Below are 24,321 nucleotides of genomic sequence, written 5' to 3'. Positions count from 1 at the left end.
TGAGGTTTTGGGGCTGCTGCGCAGCCCAACGCGGGGCAAGCCCGCTCGCCACAGGTCACTGTTTGCTCGTTCTATCTCTTAACTGTCACCAGCAGGCTCGCCACGCCCCAACTCATCGTCTTCAGCCGCCCCGTGGGCGCGACGAAGTGATTGAGCATCAACGTCTCTACCCGATACGCCTCTCCCCAACCCGCCATATCGCGCTGCAATCCACTCGAAACGCCCTGCAAAATCAACGGTGCGCGGGTGTTGAACACAATGATCGCCCCATCGCCTGAACCTTGCGCCAATGCCGCGTGCAAATTGCGGCTGATGCCGACTTGGGCAAGGAGGGCCGCGCTGCAAGCAAGGGCGGGGTGGTGGTGCGTTTCAAGAACGGAAGATTCCTATTTGGGCGCTAAGCTACTGGCAGCACGCTACAAGCTGTTAGTGTATTCGTCTTTAGCGTGCCGTTGATGGCAGGCCATTGAAGGTAAACCTTATGAGAGTCTTGTTATTCGGTGCCACCGGCATGGTCGGCCAGGGCGTCCTCCGTGAGTGCCTGCTGGCCGCGGATGTGCAGGAAGTCGTGGCCGTCGGCCGCACGCCGCTGGCCCAGGAGCACGGCAAGCTGCATCAGGTGTTGCACAGCGACATGCTGGATTTCCAGCCGTTGGAAAACCTGTTGCAAGGTTTTGATGCTTGCTTCTTCTGCCTCGGCGTTTCGTCGGCGGGCATGAATGAAACCACGTACACCCACCTCACTTATGACCTCACCCTCGTCGCGGCCAGCACCCTGGCGCGGCTGAATCCGCAGATGACGTTTATCTATGTGTCCGGCGCCGGTACCGACAGTTCCGAGGCGGGCAAGTCGATGTGGGCGCGGGTCAAGGGCAAGACTGAGAATGCGTTGCTGCGCCTGCCGTTCAAAGCGGTGTATCTGTTTCGCCCGGGGCTGATCCAGCCGTTGCATGGCGTGCGCTCGAAGACACCGTTGTACCGGTTGTTCTACACGGTGCTTGGGCCGTTGCTGTCGGTGGTGCGTGGGATCAAGCCGGGCTGGGTGGTCAGCACCGAGACCGTGGGACGGGCGATGCTGGCAGCGGTGCGTAACGGCGCGCCGCAAGCGGTGGTGGAACAGGCCGAGATCAAGCGACTGGCGCGCGGCACACCCTGAGCCCTTTGCCACCGTGCGGATCAGCCTGCCGTCGCCAGTGCGCGGGCGGGTGTGGCGCTGAATTGAATCAACGCCACGCCGCCGAGCAACAAGAGCGCTCCCAGCACCCGGGGCGTGGTCAGTTGCCGCTCGACCAGGCCGAACAGGCCGAAGTGATCCAGCAGCAACGCGGCAAGCATCTGCCCGGCCATGGCCAGCGCAATAAAGCCCGATGCGCCCAGCTTGGGCAGCAGCATCAGTGCCAGCGAGATAAAGCACACACCCAACGCGCCACCGGCCCACATCCACAGCGGTGCCTTGCTGATAAACGCCAGGCTCGGCAACGGCAGGCGCAGTGCGACGATCACCGGCAACAGCACGATAATGCTCACCAGCAACGACGCCAGCGTCGCCCACAGTGGGTGGCCGAGACCGCGACCGAGGTTGGCATTGATCGCGCTTTGAAAGGGCACCACCGCGCCGGCGATCACCGCCAATAGCAACAAACCCAGCCAATGCAATGTCGTCATGTCGAATCTCCCAGAGGTTTTGCTGGACTCTAGGCTATTCGTCGCGCAAATTTAAATTCCAATTTCTTATGCCGGGCATGCAGCTGATGAATGATCTACGGCGCATCGACCTCAACCTGTTGGTGATCCTCGATGCCTTGCTTGCCGAGCAGCACGTCACCCGTGCGGCGGCGCGCCTGCACCTGAGCCAGCCGGCGGTCAGCCATGCGTTGGCGCGCTTGCGTGATGTGCTCGGTGATCCCTTGCTGGTGCGTCAGGGGGGCACGTTGGTGCCGACTGCCCGCGCGCAGGAATTGGCGACTCCGTTGGCCGAGGCCCTGGCCCAGGTGCAGGCACTGCTGGCACCGAATCAGTTTGACCCAGCCTCGGCCAAGCGTCGGTTTCGCGTGGCGATGTCGGACTACAGCGCGGCGATTTTCCTACCGGGGCTGGTGCGAGCCTTGCGTCACGAAGCGCCGGGTATCGACCTGCAGATTGTCCAGGCCAGCCGCGAAGGCATGGTGGAGGGCGTGCTCAATGGCGACCTCGACCTGGCCGCTGGCGTGTTCCCCGACATGCCCGCCGAACTGCGCAGCTCGCCGTTGTTCGAAGAGCATTACACCTGCCTGGTGGACCGCGACAGCCTGCCGGACAGCGGCATCCTCGACTTGCCTACCTACCTGTCGCGGCCCCATGTGTTGCTGGAAATGCGCGGCAGCGGCACGCCGGAAATCGAGCGCGCATTGACGGCGATTCGTGAGCGGCGGCATGTGGCGATCAGCCTGCCGCACTGGGGCGTGGCACCGCAGTTGATTCGCGGCACGGACCTGATCCTGACGGTGTCATCGCGGGGGTTGCTCAACATCGACCATCAGCACCTGCTGACCGTGCCGCCGCCGTTTCCTATTCCCTCGTTTGCCTTTGAGCTGGTGTGGCATGGGCGGCGGGGCGGGGATTCGGGGTTGCAGTGGTTGAAAGACCAAATGCAGGGTGTATTGTCCGAAAACCACCGCTAACAGGGACGAAACAACATGCTCACCGGCCTCAACCACCTGACCCTGGCCGTCACCGATCTGCCTCGCAGCGTCAGCTTCTACCATGGGCTGTTGCAACTGAAGCTGGAGGCCACCTGGGACAGCGGCGCCTATTTGTCATTGCCGGGCCTATGGCTCTGTTTGTCCCTCGATCCTTTACGCGACTCGAATCCGACGGCCGACTACACCCACGCTGCGTTTACCGTCGCAGCGTCAAATTTCACCGCATTGGTCGAGCGCCTGTGCGCCGCCAACGTACAGGCGTGGCGCGACAACCGCAGTGAAGGCGCCTCGTTCTATTTTCTCGACCCCGACGGCCACAAGCTTGAAGCCCATGTGGGCGACCTGGCCTCGCGCCTGCAAGCCTGCCGCGACAAACCCTATGTCGGCATGAAGTTTTACCCTTAGTACTGGAACGTGCAGAATCCAGCCACCTTCACATCCTCTGTCAGAGTCGCGCCCATGACCCTTTCCTTGCTGTTCGCTGTGCTCGCTTCGGGTTTTATCTACGGGATTACGCCGGGGCCGGGGGTACTGGCCGTATTCGGCATCGGCGCCGCCCGTGGTCGCCGGGCCGGGGCGGGGTTCCTCTGCGGGCACCTGCTGGGCGATGTGCTGTGGTGCAGCACCGCGCTGGTGGCGATTGTCGGCGCGCGGGAAGTCGGCAGCAGTGCGTTCGATGTGCTGGGCGTGCTCAGCGGCCTGTACCTGTTCTGGCTCGGCTGGCGCGCGATTCGGACCCAGCGTCGCAACGGCGATGCCCCCCAGGGCGCGGCGCGACATCCGTTCTGGCACGGTATTGTGTTCGGCCTGACCAACCCCAAGGCTTACCCGGTGGCCGTGGCGACGTTCACTGCGCTGCTCTCCAGCCGTGCCGAGTTGCTGACGTGGTCGATGCTGCCGTCGTTGATCTTCCTGAGCTTCGTCGGTGGCCTGCTGGCCTATGCCATTCTGATCGGTGTGGTGGGTGCCCAACGGGTGCGCACGGTGTATCAACGCCATGAAATCCTGATCACCCGACTGTGCGGCGTGATGTTCATCGGCTTTGCTATAAACGCCCTGGCCCATGCGTTACCGGGGCTGTTTGGCAGCAAACCGGCTTGAGGTGGCGACGACCGTTCGTCGCAACGGCAAGTTTTTTCTAAACCTTTGCCGCCCGGAAAATTCGAATCCAGGGTGGGGTGTATTCCCCCCGCACCTATTTTTGCCCTGGAGGAACCCATCATGAGCCGCATGGCTATCCGGTTACGCACCGCCAGTTTCGCGATGCTGCTGGGCCTCGGCGCCAGCAATGCTTTCGCCCAGTCGCCTGCTGAGTTCATCGAGCAGGCTTCGGCCAAAGGTATGGCCGATATCGAGACCAGTCGCATGGCCCACGCCAAAACCTCGTCCCAGGAAATCAAGGACTACACCATCGAGGTGATCAACGAGCGCACCCTGGCCAACCAACATTTGGCGGCGATTGCCAAGAAGCTCGACTTGCCGGTGGCCCCACGGGAGAAGATCGTCGACAAAGCTGAAACCCTGATGCCCGAACTCAAGGAGGGTGACTCCTTCGACGCCGCCTACACCGCACAACAGGTCAAGGAAAACGAAGAGGCCATCGCCCTGTTCAAGCGCGAAGGCGCCGCGTCCGATGTCCCGGAAATAAAAGCGCTGGTGGATGAAACGCTGCCCAAGCTGGAAGAGCGCCTGCAAAAGGCTCGTGCCCTGGCATCCACCTACGGCAAAGGTCATCAAGGCGATGGTTGAGGCCTTTACTGCTTAGGAAAAACGGCGGTTGGAGCTGATCCAACCGCCGTTTTTCATGCCTGGTTCAAATCGGTCTTGGTGGGGGCCGCATCGTCGGCAGCGTGACCGCAGCTGCTGTTCAGGCTGACGCTGCCGGTTTTGCCAATGCTGCGGTATTCCTGGCGTAGCTTTTCCAGTTCTTTGCGGTCCAGGCCGTCCAGGCTCAACACGGCATTTTGCGCGTCCTTGGACACGCGCAGCAGTTCATCGATCTTGATGTGCAGGATGTCGTTATCGCGGTTTTGCGTGTTTTGGATCAGGAACACCATCAGGAAGGTGATGATGGTGGTCGAGGTATTGATGATCAGTTGCCAGGTGTCGTTGTAGTGGAAATACGGCCCGCTCAGGCTCCACAGGAAAATCAGCGCGACGGCCGCGTAGAACGTCCGGGCACTGCCAGCCCAGCGGGACAGGGATTGTGAGACTGCGGAGAATTTCATGACCGGTTTCCTTAAGGGGAGGTGATGAAGTGATGGACCGCAGCGCAGTGCTGAAATTTCTTTTTACAACTGGTCTCATGAACAAAGGGGACGTTTTTGCCGCGGCGCGTTTCAGAACACCAGTTCGGCCTGGCCGCCGCCTTCCAGCGCGAGCAAGTATTGCTTGGCCTCCAGCCCGCCAGCGAATCCGGTCAGCCCGCCTGACGCGCCGATCACCCGATGGCACGGAGCAATGATCGAGATCGGGTTGCGACCATTGGCGGCTCCCACGGCACGCACGGCTTTCGGGTTGCCAATCTGCTGGGCGATCTGGCTGTAGCTGCGGGTTTCGCCAAAAGGGATCGTCAGCAATGCCTGCCACACCAATTTCTGAAAATCGGTGCCGGTGAAGTCCAGTTCCAGCTCGAACCGGTGACGGCTGCCGGCGAAGTATTCGTGCAATTGGCGCTTGGTTTCCAGCAACACCGGGTTGTGATTGGCCTCATGCAATTCACCCAGGCGTACGCGGTTGGCGCGCTCGCATTCCCACAGGATGGCGCTGAGCTTGCCATTGCGCGCCACCAGGGTGAGCTCGCCGACGGGGGAGGGCATGAGTGTGTATTCGTAGCGCATGAGTGGGCTCCTCGACAGGCGGCGTTAAAAGGTTCAGCGCTACTGTAGCGCCATCGGCTTGCCTGGAAACTGCGCTTCTTGCGGTCAAATTCGCCTTGAGACTAAAAATTCCAGTAAAGCCAGTTGGCGAAATACGGCCACCAGTAGAGTCGCGCGAGCATGTAGAGCGCCATGAGTACTGAGGCGGTGCTCAGCATGACCCATGAAACGGCATTGAGCAGAGTGACTATCAGCGCGAACATCGTCACGCGTCGACTGGCGTGGTGCCAGGCAAACCTTACGCCATAGGCCGACGCTGCAATCACTCCCAGCGCCAGGAACAGGCCAAAGGGAAATGGCAGCCTCACCCATGAGACCAGGAAGGGCAGAACCAGCACCCAACCGACCACCTGGCGCAGTACAGGTTTGGGGGTGGATTGTTCAGGCTCAAGCATGGCGGGTGTCTCACTCTCACGGCTAACGGGTTGACAGTATTACGGTGCTCATTTGTGGGTGCATTCAGACTTTGCTGGCGTTGCAGCTACCTCACCGATCACCGCCATAAAGGCCTGGACCGACAGGTTCGACTCCTCCTTGCGCGTCAGCACCAATAACTTTGCACAGGCATCCACCTCCACCAGTGGCCGATACGTCACCCCCTTGTTCATCAAGCTTTGCGTACAGGCCGGCACCAGCGCCACTCCTTGCCCGGCTGCCACCAGCGCAATGATCGAGGTGATCTGCCGCCCGGTTGGCCCCGCGTACAGGGGCACGCCGTGGTGGCGGTACAACTGCTCGATGGACTGATTCAGCCCCGAGCCGTAATCGGCCGGGAACAGGATCAACGGAAATGCGCTGAGCCGCGCCAGGCTGATTTCGGCCTGGCTGGCCAACGGGCTGTCACTCGACACCGCTGCCACCAAGCGTTCCTCGCCCAACGACAGCGCTTGCACCGCGTCGTTTTGCGGCAACAGCCGGCTCAAGCCAATATCCAGCCGCCCGTCGGCCACTTGCGCACCAAGGCTGCCGGAGGCGCATTCCACCAGGGTCAGTTGCACATCGGGAAAGCGCTGGGCAAAGGCCTGGATCGCTTGGCTGAACAGGTCCGACAGGGCGATTGAACTCACATAGCCCAACGCCAGTTGCCCGGCCGTGCCCGCAGCCAATTTAGTGGCGATCACTTGTGCCAACTCAACCTGTTCCAACACGCCACGGGCGTAGGGCAGGAACGAGCGGCCCTGGGCGGTGAGCGTCACCGTGCGGCTGGTGCGATCGAACAGCTTGAAGCCCAACTCTGCCTCCAGCGCTGAAATCTGCCGGGTCAACGGCGGCTGGGCGAGGTGCAGGCGCAGGGCGGCGCGGCCGAAGTGCAATTCTTCGGCGACCGTCAGAAAGTAACGCAGCTTGCGTAGGTCGAGCATCCTGGTCCTTGGGTATTGATCGGTCGGAAAACGGTATTGGTCACGATCATGCCGCTCATTCTATAAAAGCGTCACAAAATAAAACGAGAGCTTTCATGAAACCGCGCCTGCATTGTGCCCGCCTTGCCCTGTTCCTGTGTGGCTGCGCGGCGTTTCTCAACCTCTATGCGACCCAGAGCATTCTCCAGACGTTTGCCGAGTACTTTCATATCAGCGCCAAGGTCGCGGGCCGGAGCATTACCGTCACCACCCTGGCGGTGGCCGTCACGGCGCCGTTTGTCAGCCGTCTGACCGGGCGCTTCGAACAGCGCACGGTGATCGCCGTGGCTGCGCTGCTGTTGGCGGTGCCGGCGCTGATGACGGCCTACGCAGACAGCTTCGCCGAAGTGCTGGTGTGGCGCTTGATCGAAGGCATGTTGATTCCGGTGGTGTTCGCCACCAGCGTGGCCTACATCGGCGATCGCTGGCAGGGCGGCACGGTGACTGAAGTCACCAGCTTGTATGTTGCAGGCACCGTATTGGGTGGGTTCGCCGGGCGCTTCGTCACCGGCGTGATGACCGAATATGTAGGCTGGCGCGAAGCCTTTGAGTTGCTCGCGGTGCTGAGCTTGATGGTCGGCGGTTTTATCCAGTTTTTGTTGCCGGCCAACAACCGCCCACGCACCGAGCAGGCTAAAGGCTCTTCGTCAGGTGGGTTTCGCCGGCCGTTGCTGGCCGCTTATGCCGTAGGTTTCTGCGTGTTGTTTTCGCAAGTCGCGGCGTTTACCTACGCAGGTTTGTACTTGGGCCTGCCGCCATTCAACCTTGGGCCGGCGGCGTTGGGGACGCTTTACATGGTCTTTCTGCTGGCCCTGTTCGTGATCCCCATCGCCGGGCGCCTCAGCAAAGCTCGCCCTCACGCCGAACTGCTCAGTGTCGCTGCCATGCTGGGTGTCAGTGGCTCGGCCCTGACCCTGCTGCCGTCCCTGTGGTGCATCGTAGTGGGCCTGGCGCTCAGTTCCACCGGCGTGTTCTTGGCCCAGGCTGCCGCCAATGCGTTTATCACCGCCACCGCGCGCGATAACAAGACGGGCGCTGTCGGGGTGTATCTCACCTGTTATTACCTGGGCGGCAGTTGCGGCGCCATCGTCCCGGCGCTGATCTGGGATCGCTGGGGCTGGGGCGGCTGCGTGGTGCTGATCATCGCTTTCCAATTGCTGACCTTGTTGATCGCCTTGACCGGCTGGAAGCCCCTTAAACCTGAGCTGATTCCTACACCATGAACGACACTGTCGCTTTGCCTGCTTGCGAAACGTCCCGCCGCCGCCGTGCGTTGATCGCCGGTTGCAGCGCCCACGCCGTGCATGATGGCCTGACCGATGTCATCTACGTCCTGTTGCCGATCTGGCAGGCGCAATTTGCCTTGTCCTATGCTCAAGTCGGCCTGTTACGCGGTGCCTACTCCGGGGCGATGGCCGTGTGTCAACTCATGGCCAGCCGCGCCGCCAAACGTTGGGGGCGGTTACCGATGCTGATCGGCGGTACCGCGCTCGCGGGCGTCGCTTATTTGCTGGTGGGCCAAGCCACCGGGTTGACGCTCTTGTTGCTCGCGCTGCTCCTCGGTGGGCTCGGCGCCAGTACTCAACATCCATTGGCTTCCTCGATGATCACCGATGCCTATGAAGAGGGCGGCGGGGTCAAGCAGGCCCTGTCGCAGTACAACTTCTCTGGCGATATCGGCAAAACCCTGATCCCCGGCCTGGTCGGCTTACTGCTCACCGTGGTCAGTTGGCAGGCCAGCGCCACCGCTCTGGGGCTGCTCGGCCTGGCGGCCGCGGGACTGCTGTGGTGGCTTATCCCCACCCAGGCACCCGCGTCCACGGTCACGAAAAAAGCCAAGCCCCTCAGCGGCAACGGCTCTGCCACCGGCCTGCGCGCGCTGATCCTCATGGGCACCCTCGACAGCGCCGTGCGCATGGGTTTCCTCACCTTCCTGCCGTTTCTGCTGCAAGCCAAAGGCGCCGGTACCGCCGGCATCGGCCTGGCCCTGACCCTGCTGTTCATCGGCGGCGCCTTCGGCAAACTGCTCTGCGGCTACCTCGGCGCACGCATCGGCATGATGAAGACCGTGTGGATCACCGAAGCCAGCACCGCGCTGCTGATTGTCGCGGCGGTGTATCTGCCGCTGAGCGGGTTGATGGTGATGTTGCCGCTGCTGGGGTTGGTACTCAATGGCACCTCCTCGGTGCTGTACGGCGCCGTGCCCGACCTTGCCGGCGCGGGCCAGCGCGAACAGGCGTTTGCGCTGTTCTACACCGGTACGATTGGGGGTGGCGCGCTGGCGCCGGTGGTGTTTGGCGCAGTGGGGGATGCGCTGGGCGTGCCGGTGGCGGTGATGGTGTTGGCGGGGATGTTGTGTGTGACGTTGCCGTTGGCGTGGGTGGTGCAGAGGGGCGGTGTTGAGGTTTAAAAGGCTCACTCTCCAGTACTTGGCATTTTTTGCTTAAATGCCACGGAGTCGAACGGCTGAGGTTCTCGACTGGACTCACCCATCGCCAGTTCTGCCCGAATTTTCTCACGGGCTTTGGCCGCAAAACCGGCAGCCCTTAGGCGCTCTGATTTATCACCCTCTGCAATAACCTGAGAAAGGTATTCGTGGATGGCTTCCTCGCTGTCGAGCAGGTCAACAAGATCGAAAGCGGTCAATGGCTGAGTCATGATTAAACCTGCGTATGCATTTTTGGTGGGGTGGGGCTATCGAGAATGATGTGGGTGGTAGATTGAATTCAAACGGTCTTCAACGGCTATTTGTTGCCAAAAGCTTCAATTTCTTCACGCTTTGAGCATGGGTTTTAACCTTGCGGCATTGCCTACATAACGATCAGACTCGTCCGAGTTGTGCGCCTTGGGCGACCTCTTTAAGGTTCGTCAGCCGCTGCCCATCAGCGGTCGGGTTTAGTAGCCCGATACGATCAACGGCGTACAGCTGCTCTTATGGTGGCTGCACGCAGGGCGTCTTCGGGCGCGCCGGTTTCGTTGATTCGCCGGTCTACTAACCTGCGTACAGCCGCCACCCATTGTTTAGTAGCTCTGGTATGCGGTCCCTAACGAGGATCAACAGATGTGTACTGATTCATGCAACCCTGCCGTAAAACTGTTCAGCGTCCGTCCCGAAATCGACACTCAAGCGTTGCTCGCCAACGCCTACGAAACCATCGCCGGTGCAGGTGCCATGACCCACGAGTTCGTCGAAAGCCTGCCCTCTCAACAGCGCTACCTGGCCCTGGCCATTGAGCAAATGATTGAACTGGGCCTGCTGCTGGTCGAGGCTGTTCAGGACCGCGTGGACCGAGCCGCGTAGGTCACCCGTACGGTGTAAACGGCTTGCCTTCCCAGGCCGCCCATACCACGGGGGAGGGGAGCTAGAATTTAGAGTGTCGCCGCCAGCGAAAACGGAACGCGCAACGCACCGATAGGCCCTTCACGCGTGCCGCACATTTCATCGTGAACGCAGTGTTGCACCAGTACGCAAGGAAACGGCGGAACCCGCTGCAACAGGTCGCGTAAATGCGTGGTGGACCCAATGCGCATCGGCTTGCCGTGATCGTCCAGTAACGTCGCCTCGACGTGCTCCAGCCTGATGCGAGCGATATAGAAACCGCCCTCCAGGGACAGCAACTCCAGCTCACGTATTTCGCCTTTCTCGGCCAGCTCGGTGAGCATTTGCATATTCATGATTTACCCTCGCTCGGGGTTCATTGGCGACGAAAGAACAACGTGACCTGGCCCCACTCGACACCGAACTTGGACATGCTCGAGCGGTTGATCAAGGTGTCCTCGTCCATCAGGTACATCCAATCGTCAAAGCTGACTTCATACACCGAGCCATCCACCGGCAGATTGAGCCGGTAGCGCCAACGCAGCGCATTACCCGCTACTTCGCCGATGGCCTCGCCCACCACATCCCCAGCTCGTCCGCGCCAGCGCCCTGGGCCGTCCGGCGTCAGCGTCCACACCCGTTGCTGGCGCGTGCCATCGCTGTACAGGAAGCGCTCATCCAGAATCAACGCGTTGCCCTCGTGCCGGCTGGCAATATTCACCTCAAAGCGCTTGGCCACTTCCCCGGAACGCTTCTGGAAGATGCCCCAGGCTTTCACGGGTTTACTGAAGAAACGCTCCAGATCCAGTTTCGGTTGCTGGTCGGCGTAGTGGTCGACCTCAACGTTGGTGCAACTGGCCAAGCTCACTATCAGCAACAGTGAAAACAGTAGACGTGTCATGGCCTGGCTCTTCGAAGGTGCGGGGCGAAACGCCGCCGCTCGAAGTATGATACTTGTACAAGAAAATTAATTTGTACAGGTTTTTGCGTGCTTTATTTTTTGATTCTCAAATCCCACCCATAAAAAAACCGGCCACCAAGGACCGGTTTTTTTATGCATTCCCCGCCAAAACCCTGCTGGCGTGGAATCTATGTCTGAGTGGAGCGGGTGAAGGGAATCGAACCCTCGTTATCAGCTTGGGAAGCTGGAGTAATGCCATTATACGACACCCGCTCAGATCGGCTGACTTTGTACCAGATGTGCGCCTGGATTTGAAGTTTTTCTTCGAAAAATGTGCAAGTTGCAGGCACTTGCCCTGGCGACGAACGGAGCCGATGTAGGAGCGAGCTTGCTCGCGAAGAACTCAAGAGCGCCGCGTTCAACCAGGGAGCGCACGTCATCGTTGGCGATCTTCGCGCGCAAGAACTAGGCGTCCCCCTCGCTCCTGCACGGTATTTCAGAGAGCAAAGGCATGCTGCGTCTGGCCTTGGTGATAACGCAATCGGCCGACCTTGCGCTCAGGTTTCAGGAAGCCCACCACCGCCTCCCGAGTGTCCCGGCACGCCGCCTTGTGCTCCATGTCCAGGAAGTGCCCGGTGGCCTGGATGGTGCTGAAGCTGCTCTTGGCCACGTATTGGCCGAACTGCGTGGCATCCTCGGCGCTGGTGTATTCGTCCCATTCGCCGTTCAGGAACAACACCGGTACGTCGATTTGCCGCGCGGCCTTGAGGTAGCACAGGCGATCGCTGTGCAGCACCTGGCTGATGTGAAAGTGCATCTGCCCATATTCGTGCTCGGCCAGGCTGCTGACATGCTTGTAGTTGAAACGCTTGAACAGCGACGGCAGGTGTTTACCGATGGTGCTGTTGACCAGGTGACCCACGCGGTCGCGGTCGAGGTTGCCGAGGTAGTCGACGCCACGCTCGAGGTAGTCGCGCATCGGTGCGTTGATCACTGGCGAGAACGAGCTGATCACGGCCTTTTCCACGTGGCGCGGGCGGGCGGCGAGGGCGACCAGGGTGGCGGCTCCGCCCCAGGAAAACGACAGCACGTGTTCGGCGGCGAAGTGGTCGATGAGTTCCAGGAGGATCTGGCCTTCAACTTCCTTCGTCAGCATCTGCTCATGACGGTTATGGATTTTGGAACGGCCGGCGTAGGGCTGGTCGTACAAAACCACATTGAACTGCGGGTACAGGCTTTTCACGGTTTGGGCGAAGGATGCCGTGGTGGCCATCGAGCCGTTGACCAGGATGATGGTCTTTTCAGCAGCATCCGCGCGATAGAACTCCGTGTAAACCCGATACTGACCCTGTATATCCAACACAGCGATTTCTGGCCTCATGTCGTAAGACTCCTGGCAAGCGGGTAGGGCGCACAGATCACTCTGCACGAGCTTTGTGACAGGTAGGCATACGCCTGGAAGATGAGGGCCCATGTCGATCCGATGACGGCTGGCCGACGGGTGTTGTTATGGCGGGCTGTTTGCCTGGGATGCCCGTAGATCAAGCGCGGGCGGGGCAAGGTGTTTCTTGGAGGTTATAGGCGACTCGTCAGTCATAATTTGGCTGACGATTTGATTCAAGCAGTAGACCGGGGATGCCGCAAGTCACACAAATGGGTTTTTGCCATCACCGGCCGAACGGTCGTCAGACCTGTCGGATTTCTTCCTCGGACAGCGTCCGATACTCGCCTGGCGCCAGGGCTGCATCCAGTACCAATGGGCCCATTCGCTCACGGTGCAGGCCGACCACTTTGTTGTTGAAGTGCCCGAACATGCGCTTCACCTGGTGGTAGCGGCCTTCGATGATGCTCAATCGTGCCAGGCGTGGCCCCAACAGCTCCAGCTCGGCCGGTTGAGTCGTCAGGTCTTCAAACGCGAAATACACGCCTGCCGCAAAGGTTGCCGCGTATTCGGGGCCGATGGTCTGCTCCGTCTCTACCCGATAGACCTTGGGCAGTTTGGTCTGCGGTTGCGTCAGGCGCCGCGACCACTGGCCGTCGTTGGTGATCAGCATCAGGCCGGTGGTGTTGAAATCCAGACGACCGGCGATATGCAGCTCGCTTTTGTCCGGTTCATCCAGCAAGTCGAGGACCGTCGGGTGTTGCGGGTCCGAGGTGGCGCTGACGCAGCCCTGGGGTTTGTGCAGCATGAAATAGCGCGCCGGTTTGCCTGCCTGCAGCACCTCATCGTCAACACACACGCGGCTGAATTCGCGTACTTCATGGTGAGGGTCACTGACTGCCACGCCATCTACCGTCACCCGCCGCTCGACCAGTAACACGCGCACTTGCTGGCGATTGAAACGCGGCAGGTTGCTGAGGAAACGGTCAACGCGCATGGCGAAGCTGCTCATCCACCTGAGCACAGCGCGGGCACAGGCAGGCCTGGTTGCGCACGTCATCGGGCAGCGCTTCAAGCACCGCCGGGTCGATGGTGACGCTGTAGCACCAGCAAGGCTGGTCGGCGGTGCGTGGGTCGGCCAGGGTGCAATCGTTGCGGGCACCACAGGCGGGGCAAAGGGTTGGCGTGGTCATGGTCGGTGGGGGCAGGGCCTCGAAAGTCCCTGCACGATACAGCGCCGGTCAGTCCCGTTCCAGCACCACGACCCGTTGCCCGGCGCCAATGCCGCTGCCCGGTTGCACCGGGATTTCCCGCACCGCTCCGGCAAAGGGCGCCAGCACCGGGATCTCCATTTTCATCGACTCCAGAATCACCAACACATCACCGGCCGCCACCCGCGCGCCCACGCTCACCTGCACCTGCCAGAGATTGCCGGCGATAGGGCTGTCGATGCTGTGTTCATTGGCCTTGAGCGGCGTGTCTTGCGCCGCTGGCGCCGCGAGCTCCTCGCTGTCGAAATGCGCCTGGCCGCTGGCAATCCAGCGTTCGCGTTCGGCATTGAAGGCGTGCTGCTGGTGCTCACGAAACGCGCCGATGCTGGCGGCTTCCCGTGCGAGAAACGCTTGGTAATCCGCCAGGTTCAGCGTGCTTTGTTCGATGCTCAGCTCGAAGCGTCCCAGGGGGAAATCCCGGCGAATCCGCACCAGCTCATCCGCGCTCACGGGATAGAACCGAATCTGATCGAAGAAGCGCAGCAGCCAGGGTTTGCGGTCAAACGCCGCCACTTCGCGATAACGGTTCCACATCTGCAGCGTGCGCCCGACAAACTGATAACCGCCGGGGCCTTCCATGCCGTACACGCACAAATACGCGCCGCCGATGCCCACCGAATTTTCGGCGGTCCAGGTGCGGGCCGGGTTGTACTTGGTGGTCACCAGCCGGTGGCGCGGGTCCAGCGGCGTGGCCACCGGCGCGCCGAGGTAGACGTCGCCCAGGCCCATCACCAGGTAGCTGGCATCGAACACGGTGTGGCGCACCTCGTCGAGGTTGGCCAGGTCGTTGATGCGGCGGATGAACTCCAGGTTGCTCGGGCACCAGGGCGCGTCCTTGCGCACAGTGGTCATGTATTTGTCGATGGCCAGCTGGCACGCCGGGTCGTCCCAGGACAGCGGCAGGTGGACGATGCGCGACGGCACTTGCAGGTTTTGCCGGGTGCACACGGCGGTCCATTCGCGGCCGATCAGTGTCAGCAGGTCGGCCAGGGGCAGTTGTTCCGGCTGGTAGTGGATCTGCAACGAGCGGATGCCCGGGGTCAGGTCGATCACACCCGCCAGTGCGCGGGCTTCCAAGGCTTGCATCAGGGCATGACCGCGAAAGCGCAGCACCAGGTCCAGCTCGGGCGCGCCGATTTCCAGGAGCAGGTGGGTGTCGCCGGCGAGGCGGGCGACCAGGCGGGTGTCGGCTTGGCCGATGTCCAATACCACCGGTGATTCAATCGCACAGTGAGACTGAGTCGCCTGCGTCGCGGGCAAGCCCGGCTCCCACGTTTGATCCCATTTCAGGGCAAGGTCGCGGGCGGTCTTGAGGTCCACCGGTTCAAAGCGAATCTTGTCTCCCGCCTTGAGCTGGCCGAGCTGCCAGAGGTCCGCCTCAATCACCGTTACCGGGCACACAAAACCGCCCAGGCTCGGCCCATCCGGCCCCAGGATCACCGGCATGTCTCCGGTGAAGTCCACCGCGCCGATGGCATAGGGGTTGTCATGGATGTTTGAGGGATGCAGCCCCGCTTCGCCGCCATCCGTACGTGCCCAAAGAGGCTTTGGCCCGATCAGCCGAACACCGGTGCGGCTGGAGTTGAAATGCACTTCCCACTGCGTGGCGAAGAAGGTGTCGATGTACGCCGGCAGGAAGTATTCCGGCGCGCCGTGGGGGCCATAGATCACCCGCAGCGTGCGGACCTCGGGCAGCGCTTGCGCGACCCGTTGTTGCCCGGCGCTCAGGTCTTCCAACGGCAACAGATGCAACACATCGCCCGCCCGTAAAGCGCGCCCACCATGCCCGCCAAACTGGCCGAGGGTAAAGGTGCTTTTGCTGCCCAGGTAGTCTGGCACTTGCAGCCCACCACGCAGGCACAGGTAACTGCGCGCACCGGCGCCGGCGAGGGTGCCCAGGCTCAGGACCGATCCGGCCTCAATCAACAGCGCGGTGTTCATTGGCACTGCTCGATCATTCAACAGCAGCGGGATTTGCGCTCCCGTCACCGCAACAACCGCCACGCAATTGAAGCGCAATATCGGCCCGCTCATGGTGATTTCCAGCGCCGCGGCCCCCTCGGCGTTGCCGAGTAGGCGATTGCCCAGGCGCAGCGCGCGGCTGTCCATCGGCCCCGACGGCGGCACGCCCACGGCCCAGTAGCCGAGGCGGCCGGGATAGTCCTGCACACTGGTTTGCGTGCCTGCACTGATGACTTCAACCGTGTTGGCCACGTAGACCAGATCCTCCAGGCAACGGGTCCACGGCTGGCCATTGGCGAAGGGCGCGGCGAGCAGGATCTGGCGCAGGTAATCGCGGTTGGTTTCCACGCCGTAGAGCTGGCTATCGCTCAGCGCCTGATGCAGATCCAGGCGCGCCTGTTCGCGGGTGGGCGCCCAAGTGATGAGCTTGGCGATCATCGGGTCGAAGTAGGGCGGGATCTCACAACCGGCCTCCACCCAGGTGTCGATCCGCAAGCCCTCGGCCACCGGGAAATCCACACAGGTCAGCAAGCCGGGGCTCGGCTGGAAATCCCGCCCTGGGTCTTCGGCATACAGGCGCGCCTGGATCGCATGGCCTTGGGGTTGCAAGACCAGCGTCTGCAACGGCGGCATTTCACCCGCCGCCAGTTGCACCATCCAGCGCACCAGGTCGACACCCCACACCTGTTCGGTGACGCCGTGTTCCACCTGCAAGCGCGTGTTCACTTCGAGGAAGTAGAAGCGCCCGTCAGCACTGTCATAGATAAATTCCACGGTGCCGGCGCTGCGGTAATTCACGGCCTTGGCCAGGGTGATGGCAGCTGTGCACAGGGCCTCTGCCATGCCGTCGGGCAGGTTTGGCGCCGGGGTTTCTTCGAGGACCTTCTGGTTGCGCCGTTGCACCGAGCAGTCGCGCACGCCGAGGGCGATCACTTCACCCGCGCCGTCGCCGAACACCTGCACTTCCAGATGGCGCGCATGCTCGATGTACTTCTCGATAAACACGCCCGCGTCGCTGAAATTGTTCTGCCCCAAGCGCTTGACCGCCTCGAACGACTCGCCCAACTCCAGCGCACTGCGGCACACACGCATGCCGATGCCGCCACCGCCGGCCGTGCTTTTGAGCATCACCGGGTAGCCCACGGTGTCAGCGGCCAGCAAGGCGGCCTCTAGGCTGTCGAGCAACTCGGTGCCTTCCAACAAAGGGATCTGATGCTGCCTGGCCAGGGCACGAGCGGTGTGTTTGAGACCGAACACCCGCAGCTGTTCAGGCGTGGGCCCGACAAAGGCGATGCCTGCCTGTTCACAGGCTTCGGCGAAGGCTGCGTTTTCCGAGAGAAACCCGTAGCCCGGATGAATCGCCGTGGCACCGCAGGCCTTCGCTGTGGCGAGGATTTTTTCCACCGCCAGGTAAGTTGCGGCTGCGGCGCCTTCACCGAGGCTGTAGGCCTCGTCGGCTTGCTGGATATGCAGGCTCGCCGCATCGGCTTCGGCGTACACGGCGATGCCTTTGACTTGCAACTCGCGCAAGGTGCGCAGGATGCGGCAGGCGATGGCGCCACGGTTGGCGATCAACAGTTTTTCGAACATGGCAAAACCCTGCGGGCCGTCCCGCAAAGTGAGGGAGCACTGCGGTCGTCCGCAGTGTGTGGTTAGTGTGGGAGGGGGCCACCGCTATCGGGGGCAAGCCCAATGCCTGTAGGAGCGAGGGGGTTCCCTCCCACATTGGATCTCTAGCGTTTTTGCAGGCATTGCCCGGCTCGGGATTGGCACAGGGCAAACAACCATTTACGCAGGCGCTTGAGTTTCAGTTCCATACCAGCAGCTCCGCCGGGGTCGGGTTGTAGGCGTTGCACGGGTTGTTCAACTGCGGGCAGTTGGAAATCAGCACGATCACATCCATCTGCGCGCGCAGGTCGACGTACTTGCCGGGCGCGGAAATCCCGTCTTCAAAGGTCAGCCCGCCGTCGGCCGTCACCGGCACATTCATGAAGAAATTGATGTTCGGCCCGATGTCGCGTTTGCCCAAGCGACCATCGTGGGCGCAGGCGCGCAGGTAGTTGTCGCGGCAGCTGTGCATGTAGCGTTTTTCCAGGGCGTAGCGCACGGTGTTGCTCTCTTGGGCGCAGGCGCCGCCGAGGGTGTCGTGGCGCCCGCAGGTGTCCTCGACGATGGTCAGCATCGGTTGGCCGAGGTTGGAATACAGCACGCTGCCGGTGCCCAGGTACACGCTGTTCTGCCGACGCAGGGTGCGCTGCACGTCGTAGCGTTCACGCGGGTTTTTCACGCTGTAGAACAAGGTGTCGACGGCCTGGTTGCCCTCAAGATCGAGGATGCGCAGGGTCTGCCCGGCCTTGACCTCCATCAGCCACGGCTCGCCGGCGGGAATGGTTGCGCGGTACACCGCCGCATCAGGTTGTTTCATTGCGATAGACATGACAGTTCCTCAGGCGAACAGGCGGTCGGTGTTGATAAAGCCACGCTCGTTTTCCGGGCGCGAAGTGCGGCAGTGTTCGGCGACACTTTTGTCGGCGTTCATCCAGCTGAGTTTCAGCGGTTGCGGGGCGTATTGCGGGTTGGGGTCCATCGGGTGTTGCAGCGCGGTGAGCACCACCAGGGTGTCCATCGGCGCGTAGAGTTCGATGTAGTCGCCGGCCTTGGAATTGCCCGGCACAAAGTGCAGGCCACCGTCGCTGTCCACGGTGACTTTGCTGAACAGGTTGAGGGTCATCAGCAGGTCGGACAGGCCCAGCCCCCATTTACCCAATTCCACCAACAGGTTGTCGGTGCCGTTGCGGAAGAAGCCGTTGCGCAGTTCCTGATAACGGCCCTGGCCGTACTTCTCGGCGACTTCGGCGGCGCACAGCACGCCGCCGATGCTGTCGCTCCAGCCGCAGGTGTCGGCGGTGATCGCGGCCAGCACACGGCCCATGTCCGAGTACAGGCAGTGGCCGGTGGTGAGCTTGGCGGTGTGTTGGCATTTGAGGCTGTCGGGCAGGTTCAGGCGCTCGGTTTTTTCGTTGGCGTTGAGCAGGGTCAGGCTGACGTTGGCGCCGCCGCGCAGATCGGTAAGGCGCAGCAGTTGGCCGCGCTTGAGCACGAACGAACGGTGGCCGCCGCCAGGCAGCATTTCTTCGGCGAAGGGTGGGAACAGTTGGGTGGAATCGGTCATTTGGAAGGGGCTCCAAGTTCGGCGGCGAGCGCCTTGCGGCGTTCGCTGTTCAAAGGGATGTCGTAGGTGATGCGCGCGCCATAGGCGCCGGGGGCGTGGGGGTCGACGCGCACCTTGTCGAACACCAGCAGGCGCGTGCCGAGGCTGAAGCCTTCGCTCAGGTCATGGGTGACCATGAACACCGTCAGCCGGGTTTCGCGCCACAGTTCCAGCAGCAGCTGGTGCATGTCTTTGCGAATGCCCGGGTCGAGGGCGCCGAAGGGTTCGTCCAGCAGCAATACGCGGGGCTTCATGATCAGGGCCTGGGCGATGGCCAGGCGTTGTTGCATGCCGCCGGAGAGCTGCGCCGGGTATTTGTCCAGGGCGTGGCCGAGGCCGACCTTGTGCAGCAGCGCGGCAGCCTGTTCGCGGGCGTCCTTCCTGGCTTTACCGAACAGCCGGCCCAGCAGGCGAGAACGTGGCAGTTCCAGGCCGAGGGTGACGTTATCCAGCACGGTCAAATGCGGGAACACCGAGTAGCGCTGGAACACCACGCCGCGGCTGGCATCCGGCTCGGCGGCGAGCGGTTGGCCATCCAGCAGGATCTGGCCCTTGCTCGCGGTTTCCTGGCCCAGCAGCAGGCGCAGGAACGTCGACTTGCCGCAGCCCGAAGTGCCGACCAGCGTGCAGAACTCGCCCTCGGCGACCTGCAGGTTCAAGCCTTCCAGCACCACTTGATCACCGTAGCGCTGCCACACATTGTTGACGCTGATAAAGCTCATGCGCGCGCTCCTTCGTACCAAGGGAACGCATGCCGGGTCAGGGCCTTGAGGCCCCAATCCATCAACCAGGCGAGCAGGGTGATCCACACCACGTAAGGCAGGATCACGTCCATCGCCAGGTAGCGACGTACCAGGAAGATCCGGTAGCCCAAGCCGTCCGTGGAGGCGATGGCTTCAGCGGCGATCAAAAACAGCCACGCCGAGCCGAGCATCAGTCGCAGTGAGATCAGCAGGCGTGGCAGCAATTGCGGCAACACCACGCGCAGCATCAGGGTCCAGGTGGAGGCGCCGAGGGTTTGTGCCTTGACCAGCAGTTCCACCGGTATTTCCCGCGCGCGCTGTTCCAGGTCACGGGCCAGGCAGGGGGTGACGCCGATGACGATCAGCATCACTTTGGACAATTCCCCCAGCCCGAACACGATGAACAGAATCGGCAGGATCGCCAGCGGCGGTACCATCGACAGCACGGTCAGCAACGGTGACAACGGCGCTCCAAACAGCGGCAACGTGCCGGCGGCGATCCCCAGGCACAGGCCGGCGAGGGCGCTGATACCCAGGCCGATGGCGAGGCGCCGCAGGCTGGAGGCGCTGTCCTGCCACAGTACGTATTCGCCGGTGCGGGTGTCGGCGTTGAATGCCAGGCGCTTTACCGCGTCAATCATTTGCCCGGCGCCGGGCAGCAGCTTGTCGTTGGGGTTGTCCGCCAGGCGCTCGGCCGAGCCCACGAAGTAGGCGAACAGCAGCAGGGCGAACGGCAGCAGCACCAGCAACAGGCGGCTGGAGCGGTCCGGGTGACGGTTGATCAGGCGCATGGCCGGGTCCTCTTACAGCTTGCCGTCGGCGGCCATCTGCACGTAGCTGGGGTCGAATTGCAGCTTGAGGTTGGCTTTGTCGCCGCTGGTCACGCCGTTGGCGAAGCGCATGCCCACGGCGCTGGCGTCCTTGGCGCCTTCACCCAGCAAGCCGTGTTTGAACGAGAACTCGGCGACTTTGCCCATGGTGGCGGGCAACTGTGGGCTGGTGGCGAAGGCCAGGGCTTCTTTGGGCGTGGCGAACAACTTGGTGGTGTCCAGTTGCGACTGGAAGCCCGCAAGGTCGGTGCCGGAAGCCTTGGCCATATGTTCCAGGGCTTCGGTGCTGGCGGCGCCCTTGGCATTCATCAGGGCGACCACTTCAAACCAGGCGCCGGTCAGTGCTTTGCCCAGCTTGGGGTTGTCCTTGAGGACCTGGGTGTTGACCACCATCATGTCCATGATTTCGCCGGGCACTTTGCTGGAGTCGAACACTTGGCTCACGCCAGGCTTGGCCTTGATCTCCGAGAGCATCGGGTTCCAGGTGGTGACGGCCTGGACCTGGTCGGTGTTGAAGGCGGCGGCAATATCGGCGTCGGAGGTGTTGACCACTTTCAGGTCTTTTTCGCTGAGGTCCGCCGACTCCAGTGCGCGGGCCAGCAGGTAGTGAGATACCGAAAGTTCCACCAGGTTGACGTTCATGCCCTTGAGGTCGGCCACGGTCTTGCCGGTGCCCTTGATCACCACGCCGTCGTTACCATTGGAAAAGTCGCTGATCACCAGCGCGGTGCTGTCTACGCCACCGGCGGCGGGGATGGTCAGGGCGTCCATGTTGGTCATGGTGCAGCCGTCGAACTGGCCGGCGGTGTACTGGTTGATCGATTCGACATAGTCATTGAGTTGCACCATGTCGATGGTGATGCCGTACTTCTTGGCCCACTTGTCGAGGATGCCTTGGCTGCCGGCATACTCCCATGGCATCCAGCCGGCATAGATCGTCCAGCACACGCTGAAGTGGTCTTTGGCAGCGGCTTGGGTCTGGAAGCTCAGCACAGCGGCGAAGGCGGCGGCGAGCAGGGCGGGTAAACGGATCGAGGGCATTGGGGCTTCTCCAGTTGATCAAGGGCGAGCAGGAGCAACGCGGCACCGTGAACGGTGGCTTGTCTCCCGGGCTTTTATCCCGCCGTGTAACCTCAACTGGAGGTCGCCAACTCTCGGACCAGCCACTCGCTTTTGGCGAGCCGGAACCCTAGTCGGCCATTGCAAATTGTGGTGCCGCGAACCTGTTTCAATCCTGCACGCAAGAGATAAAGCGAGAGTCGTGCCAAGTGGCTTCGATGCCCGGCTGTTCAGCCGGGCGGGCGGGAGAGGAGGGCGTAGAAGCGGGGGGTGTGCGCCACGCGGGTGCGCCGGCGCACTGCTATGAGGCGCTTACAGCTGGAATTTGCTGACCAGCCTATTGAACGAGGTGGCCAGCCGCGACAGGTCCTGGCTGGAGGCGTTGGTCTGGTTGGCACCGGCGGCGGTCTGGGTCGACAGGTCCTGAATGTTGAGCAGGTTGCGATCCACTTCACGGGCCACCTGGGCCTGTTCCTCGGACGCCGAGGCGATCACCAGGTTGCGCTCGTTGATACTGGCCACGCTGGCAGTGATGCGCTCCAGCGCCTGGCCGGCATTTTGCGCCAGGGTCTGGGTGTTGTTGGCCCAGCTCAGGCTCTTGTTCATGGCGGCCACGGCGCCATCGGCGCCTGCCTGGACTTCACCGATCATTTTCTCGATGTCCACCGTGGAGGTCTGGGTGCGATGGGCCAGCGCCCGCACTTCATCGGCCACCACCGCAAAACCGCGACCTTGCTCACCGGCACGGGCGGCTTCGATGGCGGCATTGAGGGCCAGCAGGTTGGTCTGGTCGGCAATACTGCGGATCACATCAATCACCTTGCCGATTTCGCGCACCTGGCCGGCGAGGTCGGCGACCGATTGGGTCGAATCGTTGATCTCCACCACCATCGCGCTCATGCCTGACACGGCCTGCTCGACTTGCTGGCGGCCGTCCTCGGCTTCGGTGGTGGCCTGGCGCGACGCTTCCGAGGTCGATACGGCGTTGCTCGCCACTTCGTCGACCGCTGCGGTCATCTGGTTGACAGCGGTGGCAGCTTGTTGGATTTCGTCATTCTGGCGGGTCAGGCCACGGGTGCTTTCATCGGTGACCGCGCTCAGCTCTTCGGCTGCCGAAGCGAGCTGGTCGGAGGCGTTGGCGATTTCCGTCAGCGTACTTTTCAGGCCGCCTTGCATATCGGATAAAGCCATCAGCAATTGCCCCGCTTCGTCGGTGCGGTCGGTCGTGATGGCTTGGGTCAGGTCACCCTTGGCGATGCGCTGTGCGTTCTCAACCGCTTGTGCGATAGGACGGGTGATCAGGCGCGTGATCAGCACACCGGTGATGATCGCAATGATGAAGGCCAGGACAATGCCACTGATCATCCAGGTCAACGCGCTGTCGCGCAGCTCGTCGGCGGCGGCAGCGCCTTCTTTGATCTGGCGGTTATTGGAATCGACCATCACGCGGATCAAATCGCGCGCCTGGCGGAACAATTCATTGTTGGTGCTGTTGAGCTGTGCGCGGGCCTGCTCGATCTGGCCACTGTCGAGCATCGACATAATGTGTTCGGAGCTGCTGGTGTAGGTTGGCCAGATCTGGTCGAGCTTGTCGCCGGCCGCCCGTTCGTCGTCTTCCAGGGGCGTGGCGCGGTAGGTGGCGTAGGCGCTCTGGCTGCGTTTGAGTTCGTTGGTGATGTCCTGGCGCACACGGTCGCGGTCTTGTTGGGAGACGTCGCCTTGGCTCGCATCCATCAAACGGTACAAACCGCGGTTGTGGGCCACCAGGCCATTGAGGGTAGCGGAGGTGCTGCTGACGGACACCAGGTTATTGGAGAACGTCAGTTCTAATGCATTGGCGAGGCGGACCACGCTTTTGATACCCAGCAGCCCGACCCCGAGGGTGACCAGTGCACAGAGTAGAAATGACAGCAGCAGTTTGGTTGAAATTTTCATGGCTCGGATCCGGCGAAAGTGGCGAAGGATGCACGTTAGAGCCTCCCTGGCCTGTGCAATGTCATAGTGACATCATCGCAATCGGGAAAGTTTCGGGCCAGAAAAAATTACTGAATCGATAAATCTGGTGGGTGGGTAAGCGCTATGCCGCAGCGTGTCTGAAGGGGGGGGACCGCATTTGGCATTGATGTATCAACTTGTAACCAAAACGCACCAGATTCGGTTTTTGATGTCAGATGTTTCGTCATTCAGTGAAAGCTGAATGCCGCCCCCCAGCGTCGCTGGAGGTGCTCTTTCGCGGTCCAGGAGGCCGCCATGTATCGACGACTGCTGATCAGCGCTTTACTCGGTCTGACCCTTTCCGCTTGTGTGCCTTACTACGATGGAGGCCAAAGTTACTACCGTTCCGAGGTCTACACCTCGCCGGCGCCGGTTTATTACTACGGCGGCGGACCTGTGTACCGGCGCGACTATTATCCGTCGCCTCGCTACTACGCGCCGGCACCGCGTTATTACTCAGCGCCACGTTATTACCAGCCAGCGCCTCGTTATTACCCGTCAGGACCAAGGGCGGGTTACCGGCCTTACCCGAACCAGGGCTGGGGTGATCGTTGGAACAATGGCGGGCATGGACGCGGTGGCGATCATGACCGTGGAGGTGGCCGCGGCGGTCACCGTTGACAGGCCCATAACGGTGGCGAGCGGGCTTGCCCCGCGTTGGGCTGCGAAGCGGCCCCAAAACCTGGCGA

28 protein-coding genes, 1 tRNA gene and 1 riboswitch are annotated in these 24,321 nt (G+C 61.8%); of the genes, 9 read left to right on the top strand and 20 right to left on the bottom strand.

The genetic code is table 11. The annotated features are described in order from the left end of the window. Positions 1–71: 71 nt before the first annotated feature. Entirely contained in the window at positions 72–257 is a 186-nt protein-coding gene (locus tag ACODSV_RS31120; RefSeq protein ID WP_150095431.1) for a hypothetical protein, read from the bottom strand. Positions 258–481: 224 nt separating this feature from the next. Between ACODSV_RS31120 and ACODSV_RS31115 the strand changes: the two genes are divergently transcribed. Further along, positions 482–1,156, top strand: coding sequence for an NAD(P)H-binding protein (locus ACODSV_RS31115; protein WP_150054349.1), 675 nt, complete (start codon positions 482–484; stop codon positions 1,154–1,156). A gap of 20 nt (positions 1,157–1,176) precedes the next feature. Here ACODSV_RS31115 and ACODSV_RS31110 read toward each other — a convergent pair whose 3' ends face one another. Next, positions 1,177–1,665 carry a DMT family transporter gene (locus ACODSV_RS31110; RefSeq protein ID WP_150054348.1) on the bottom strand — a complete coding sequence of 163 codons (489 nt, stop codon included), beginning with the start codon at positions 1,663–1,665 and terminating at the stop codon, positions 1,177–1,179. 77 nt (positions 1,666–1,742) lie between these two features. Between ACODSV_RS31110 and ACODSV_RS31105 the strand changes: the two genes are divergently transcribed. The 4 genes from ACODSV_RS31105 to ACODSV_RS31090 all read left to right on the top strand — a co-directional run bounded on the left by ACODSV_RS31105 (position 1,743) and on the right by ACODSV_RS31090 (position 4,430). After that, positions 1,743–2,660, top strand: coding sequence for a LysR family transcriptional regulator (locus ACODSV_RS31105; protein WP_411741568.1), 918 nt, complete (start codon positions 1,743–1,745; stop codon positions 2,658–2,660). A gap of 15 nt (positions 2,661–2,675) precedes the next feature. Then, complete coding sequence (gene fos, locus ACODSV_RS31100) at positions 2,676–3,086, top strand: fosfomycin resistance glutathione transferase (protein WP_024073951.1); 411 nt, start codon at positions 2,676–2,678, stop codon at positions 3,084–3,086. A gap of 54 nt (positions 3,087–3,140) precedes the next feature. Then, positions 3,141–3,782, top strand: coding sequence for a LysE family translocator (locus ACODSV_RS31095; protein WP_024073952.1), 642 nt, complete (start codon positions 3,141–3,143; stop codon positions 3,780–3,782). Positions 3,783–3,902: 120 nt separating this feature from the next. Further along, positions 3,903–4,430, top strand: a complete 528-nt coding sequence (locus ACODSV_RS31090) for a DUF4142 domain-containing protein (RefSeq protein ID WP_024073953.1) — start codon at positions 3,903–3,905, stop codon at positions 4,428–4,430. Between the two features lie 53 nt (positions 4,431–4,483). On the opposite strand, the gene ACODSV_RS31085 is transcribed toward ACODSV_RS31090, so the two are convergent. The 4 genes from ACODSV_RS31085 to ACODSV_RS31070 all read right to left on the bottom strand — a co-directional run bounded on the left by ACODSV_RS31085 (position 4,484) and on the right by ACODSV_RS31070 (position 6,921). Beyond that, positions 4,484–4,909 (bottom strand): low affinity iron permease family protein, encoded by a 426-nt coding sequence (locus ACODSV_RS31085; protein WP_024073954.1) that lies wholly within the window; start codon positions 4,907–4,909, stop codon positions 4,484–4,486. A 111-nt stretch (positions 4,910–5,020) separates the two neighbouring features. Beyond that, positions 5,021–5,521: a methylated-DNA--[protein]-cysteine S-methyltransferase gene (locus ACODSV_RS31080; protein WP_150054346.1), complete on the bottom strand. Its 501-nt coding sequence runs from the start codon at positions 5,519–5,521 to the stop codon at positions 5,021–5,023. Between the two features lie 101 nt (positions 5,522–5,622). After that, a complete protein-coding gene (locus ACODSV_RS31075; RefSeq protein WP_024073956.1) occupies positions 5,623–5,955 on the bottom strand; it encodes a hypothetical protein in 333 nt (110 codons plus the stop codon). A 48-nt stretch (positions 5,956–6,003) separates the two neighbouring features. Next, positions 6,004–6,921 carry a LysR family transcriptional regulator gene (locus tag ACODSV_RS31070; RefSeq protein ID WP_150054345.1) on the bottom strand — a complete coding sequence of 306 codons (918 nt, stop codon included), beginning with the start codon at positions 6,919–6,921 and terminating at the stop codon, positions 6,004–6,006. 95 nt (positions 6,922–7,016) lie between these two features. On the opposite strand from ACODSV_RS31070, the gene ACODSV_RS31065 reads away from it, so the two are divergent. Next, positions 7,017–8,183, top strand: coding sequence for an MFS transporter (locus tag ACODSV_RS31065; RefSeq protein ID WP_150054344.1), 1,167 nt, complete (start codon positions 7,017–7,019; stop codon positions 8,181–8,183). Further along, complete coding sequence (locus ACODSV_RS31060; RefSeq protein WP_150054343.1) at positions 8,180–9,370, top strand: MFS transporter; 1,191 nt, start codon at positions 8,180–8,182, stop codon at positions 9,368–9,370. The genes ACODSV_RS31065 and ACODSV_RS31060 overlap by 4 nt, the downstream gene beginning before the upstream one ends. A gap of 5 nt (positions 9,371–9,375) precedes the next feature. Here the strand turns inward: ACODSV_RS31060 and ACODSV_RS31055 are convergent, their stop codons facing one another. After that, positions 9,376–9,618, bottom strand: coding sequence for a helix-turn-helix domain-containing protein (locus ACODSV_RS31055; protein ID WP_024073960.1), 243 nt, complete (start codon positions 9,616–9,618; stop codon positions 9,376–9,378). Between the two features lie 403 nt (positions 9,619–10,021). Here ACODSV_RS31055 and ACODSV_RS31050 point away from each other — a divergent pair, with 403 nt between their 5' ends. Beyond that, a complete protein-coding gene (locus tag ACODSV_RS31050; protein WP_024073961.1) occupies positions 10,022–10,261 on the top strand; it encodes a DUF6124 family protein in 240 nt (79 codons plus the stop codon). A 68-nt stretch (positions 10,262–10,329) separates the two neighbouring features. On the opposite strand, the gene ACODSV_RS31045 is transcribed toward ACODSV_RS31050, so the two are convergent. The 13 genes from ACODSV_RS31045 to ACODSV_RS30985 all read right to left on the bottom strand — a co-directional run bounded on the left by ACODSV_RS31045 (position 10,330) and on the right by ACODSV_RS30985 (position 23,572). Continuing rightward, the gene (locus ACODSV_RS31045; RefSeq protein ID WP_024073962.1) at positions 10,330–10,635 is read right to left on the bottom strand and encodes a DUF6482 family protein; all 306 of its coding nucleotides are present in this window, start codon (positions 10,633–10,635) and stop codon (positions 10,330–10,332) included. A 20-nt stretch (positions 10,636–10,655) separates the two neighbouring features. Then, entirely contained in the window at positions 10,656–11,180 is a 525-nt protein-coding gene (locus ACODSV_RS31040) for a DUF3833 domain-containing protein (protein ID WP_150095433.1), read from the bottom strand. Between the two features lie 199 nt (positions 11,181–11,379). Continuing rightward, positions 11,380–11,453: transfer RNA gene (locus tag ACODSV_RS31035), tRNA-Gly, on the bottom strand. 223 nt (positions 11,454–11,676) lie between these two features. Continuing rightward, positions 11,677–12,561, bottom strand: coding sequence for an alpha/beta fold hydrolase (locus ACODSV_RS31030; RefSeq protein WP_102623410.1), 885 nt, complete (start codon positions 12,559–12,561; stop codon positions 11,677–11,679). A 304-nt stretch (positions 12,562–12,865) separates the two neighbouring features. Further along, positions 12,866–13,558: a 16S rRNA pseudouridine(516) synthase gene (locus ACODSV_RS31025; RefSeq protein WP_150055204.1), complete on the bottom strand. Its 693-nt coding sequence runs from the start codon at positions 13,556–13,558 to the stop codon at positions 12,866–12,868. Continuing rightward, positions 13,548–13,754, bottom strand: coding sequence for a cysteine-rich CWC family protein (locus ACODSV_RS31020; RefSeq protein WP_024073968.1), 207 nt, complete (start codon positions 13,752–13,754; stop codon positions 13,548–13,550). Before ACODSV_RS31020 ends, ACODSV_RS31025 begins: the two co-directional genes overlap by 11 nt. A gap of 48 nt (positions 13,755–13,802) precedes the next feature. Then, positions 13,803–17,384 carry an urea carboxylase gene (uca, locus tag ACODSV_RS31015; RefSeq protein ID WP_150055203.1) on the bottom strand — a complete coding sequence of 1,194 codons (3,582 nt, stop codon included), beginning with the start codon at positions 17,382–17,384 and terminating at the stop codon, positions 13,803–13,805. Positions 17,385–17,601: 217 nt separating this feature from the next. Then, positions 17,602–18,231: an urea amidolyase associated protein UAAP2 gene (locus ACODSV_RS31010; RefSeq protein WP_024073971.1), complete on the bottom strand. Its 630-nt coding sequence runs from the start codon at positions 18,229–18,231 to the stop codon at positions 17,602–17,604. Between the two features lie 9 nt (positions 18,232–18,240). Continuing rightward, positions 18,241–18,966, bottom strand: a complete 726-nt coding sequence (locus ACODSV_RS31005; RefSeq protein ID WP_090408155.1) for an urea amidolyase associated protein UAAP1 — start codon at positions 18,964–18,966, stop codon at positions 18,241–18,243. Beyond that, a complete protein-coding gene (locus ACODSV_RS31000) occupies positions 18,963–19,727 on the bottom strand; it encodes an ABC transporter ATP-binding protein (RefSeq protein WP_454843879.1) in 765 nt (254 codons plus the stop codon). Before ACODSV_RS31000 ends, ACODSV_RS31005 begins: the two co-directional genes overlap by 4 nt. Then, positions 19,724–20,539, bottom strand: a complete 816-nt coding sequence (locus ACODSV_RS30995; protein ID WP_131697130.1) for an ABC transporter permease — start codon at positions 20,537–20,539, stop codon at positions 19,724–19,726. Before ACODSV_RS30995 ends, ACODSV_RS31000 begins: the two co-directional genes overlap by 4 nt. 12 nt (positions 20,540–20,551) lie before the next feature. Further along, entirely contained in the window at positions 20,552–21,619 is a 1,068-nt protein-coding gene (locus ACODSV_RS30990) for a putative urea ABC transporter substrate-binding protein (protein ID WP_024073975.1), read from the bottom strand. A gap of 61 nt (positions 21,620–21,680) precedes the next feature. Next, a riboswitch (guanidine-I (ykkC/yxkD leader) is annotated at positions 21,681–21,782 on the bottom strand. Positions 21,783–21,949: 167 nt separating this feature from the next. Next, positions 21,950–23,572 (bottom strand): methyl-accepting chemotaxis protein, encoded by a 1,623-nt coding sequence (locus ACODSV_RS30985; RefSeq protein ID WP_102623406.1) that lies wholly within the window; start codon positions 23,570–23,572, stop codon positions 21,950–21,952. 315 nt (positions 23,573–23,887) lie between these two features. Here ACODSV_RS30985 and ACODSV_RS30980 point away from each other — a divergent pair, with 315 nt between their 5' ends. Continuing rightward, the gene (locus ACODSV_RS30980) at positions 23,888–24,253 is read left to right on the top strand and encodes a hypothetical protein (protein WP_024073977.1); all 366 of its coding nucleotides are present in this window, start codon (positions 23,888–23,890) and stop codon (positions 24,251–24,253) included. The last annotated feature ends 68 nt before the right edge of the window (positions 24,254–24,321 follow it).

The organism is Pseudomonas sp. FG86, from assembly GCF_057808775.1.
The sequence above is the reverse complement of the archived record's forward strand: the minus strand, read 5'-3'. Positions and strand labels throughout refer to the sequence as shown.

Bases quoted from the DNA above. Each gene is read 5' to 3' on its own strand.
- ACODSV_RS31115 (WP_150054349.1), top strand. From the start codon at position 482: ATGAGAGTCTTGTTATTCGGTGCCACCGGCATGGTCGGCCAGGGCGTC.
- ACODSV_RS31110 (WP_150054348.1), bottom strand. From the start codon at position 1,665: ATGACGACATTGCATTGGCTGGGTTTGTTGCTATTGGCGGTGATCGCC.
- ACODSV_RS31105 (WP_411741568.1), top strand. From the start codon at position 1,743: ATGCAGCTGATGAATGATCTACGGCGCATCGACCTCAACCTGTTGGTG.
- fos (WP_024073951.1), top strand. From the start codon at position 2,676: ATGCTCACCGGCCTCAACCACCTGACCCTGGCCGTCACCGATCTGCCT.
- ACODSV_RS31095 (WP_024073952.1), top strand. From the start codon at position 3,141: ATGACCCTTTCCTTGCTGTTCGCTGTGCTCGCTTCGGGTTTTATCTAC.
- ACODSV_RS31090 (WP_024073953.1), top strand. From the start codon at position 3,903: ATGAGCCGCATGGCTATCCGGTTACGCACCGCCAGTTTCGCGATGCTG.
- ACODSV_RS31085 (WP_024073954.1), bottom strand. From the start codon at position 4,909: ATGAAATTCTCCGCAGTCTCACAATCCCTGTCCCGCTGGGCTGGCAGT.
- ACODSV_RS31080 (WP_150054346.1), bottom strand. From the start codon at position 5,521: ATGCGCTACGAATACACACTCATGCCCTCCCCCGTCGGCGAGCTCACC.
- ACODSV_RS31075 (WP_024073956.1), bottom strand. From the start codon at position 5,955: ATGCTTGAGCCTGAACAATCCACCCCCAAACCTGTACTGCGCCAGGTG.
- ACODSV_RS31070 (WP_150054345.1), bottom strand. From the start codon at position 6,921: ATGCTCGACCTACGCAAGCTGCGTTACTTTCTGACGGTCGCCGAAGAA.
- ACODSV_RS31065 (WP_150054344.1), top strand. From the start codon at position 7,017: ATGAAACCGCGCCTGCATTGTGCCCGCCTTGCCCTGTTCCTGTGTGGC.
- ACODSV_RS31060 (WP_150054343.1), top strand. From the start codon at position 8,180: ATGAACGACACTGTCGCTTTGCCTGCTTGCGAAACGTCCCGCCGCCGC.
- ACODSV_RS31055 (WP_024073960.1), bottom strand. From the start codon at position 9,618: ATGACTCAGCCATTGACCGCTTTCGATCTTGTTGACCTGCTCGACAGC.
- ACODSV_RS31050 (WP_024073961.1), top strand. From the start codon at position 10,022: ATGTGTACTGATTCATGCAACCCTGCCGTAAAACTGTTCAGCGTCCGT.
- ACODSV_RS31045 (WP_024073962.1), bottom strand. From the start codon at position 10,635: ATGAATATGCAAATGCTCACCGAGCTGGCCGAGAAAGGCGAAATACGT.
- ACODSV_RS31040 (WP_150095433.1), bottom strand. From the start codon at position 11,180: ATGACACGTCTACTGTTTTCACTGTTGCTGATAGTGAGCTTGGCCAGT.
- ACODSV_RS31030 (WP_102623410.1), bottom strand. From the start codon at position 12,561: ATGAGGCCAGAAATCGCTGTGTTGGATATACAGGGTCAGTATCGGGTT.
- ACODSV_RS31025 (WP_150055204.1), bottom strand. From the start codon at position 13,558: ATGCGCGTTGACCGTTTCCTCAGCAACCTGCCGCGTTTCAATCGCCAG.
- ACODSV_RS31020 (WP_024073968.1), bottom strand. From the start codon at position 13,754: ATGACCACGCCAACCCTTTGCCCCGCCTGTGGTGCCCGCAACGATTGC.
- uca (WP_150055203.1), bottom strand. From the start codon at position 17,384: ATGTTCGAAAAACTGTTGATCGCCAACCGTGGCGCCATCGCCTGCCGC.
- ACODSV_RS31010 (WP_024073971.1), bottom strand. From the start codon at position 18,231: ATGTCTATCGCAATGAAACAACCTGATGCGGCGGTGTACCGCGCAACC.
- ACODSV_RS31005 (WP_090408155.1), bottom strand. From the start codon at position 18,966: ATGACCGATTCCACCCAACTGTTCCCACCCTTCGCCGAAGAAATGCTG.
- ACODSV_RS31000 (WP_454843879.1), bottom strand. From the start codon at position 19,727: ATGAGCTTTATCAGCGTCAACAATGTGTGGCAGCGCTACGGTGATCAA.
- ACODSV_RS30995 (WP_131697130.1), bottom strand. From the start codon at position 20,539: ATGCGCCTGATCAACCGTCACCCGGACCGCTCCAGCCGCCTGTTGCTG.
- ACODSV_RS30990 (WP_024073975.1), bottom strand. From the start codon at position 21,619: ATGCCCTCGATCCGTTTACCCGCCCTGCTCGCCGCCGCCTTCGCCGCT.
- ACODSV_RS30985 (WP_102623406.1), bottom strand. From the start codon at position 23,572: ATGAAAATTTCAACCAAACTGCTGCTGTCATTTCTACTCTGTGCACTG.
- ACODSV_RS30980 (WP_024073977.1), top strand. From the start codon at position 23,888: ATGTATCGACGACTGCTGATCAGCGCTTTACTCGGTCTGACCCTTTCC.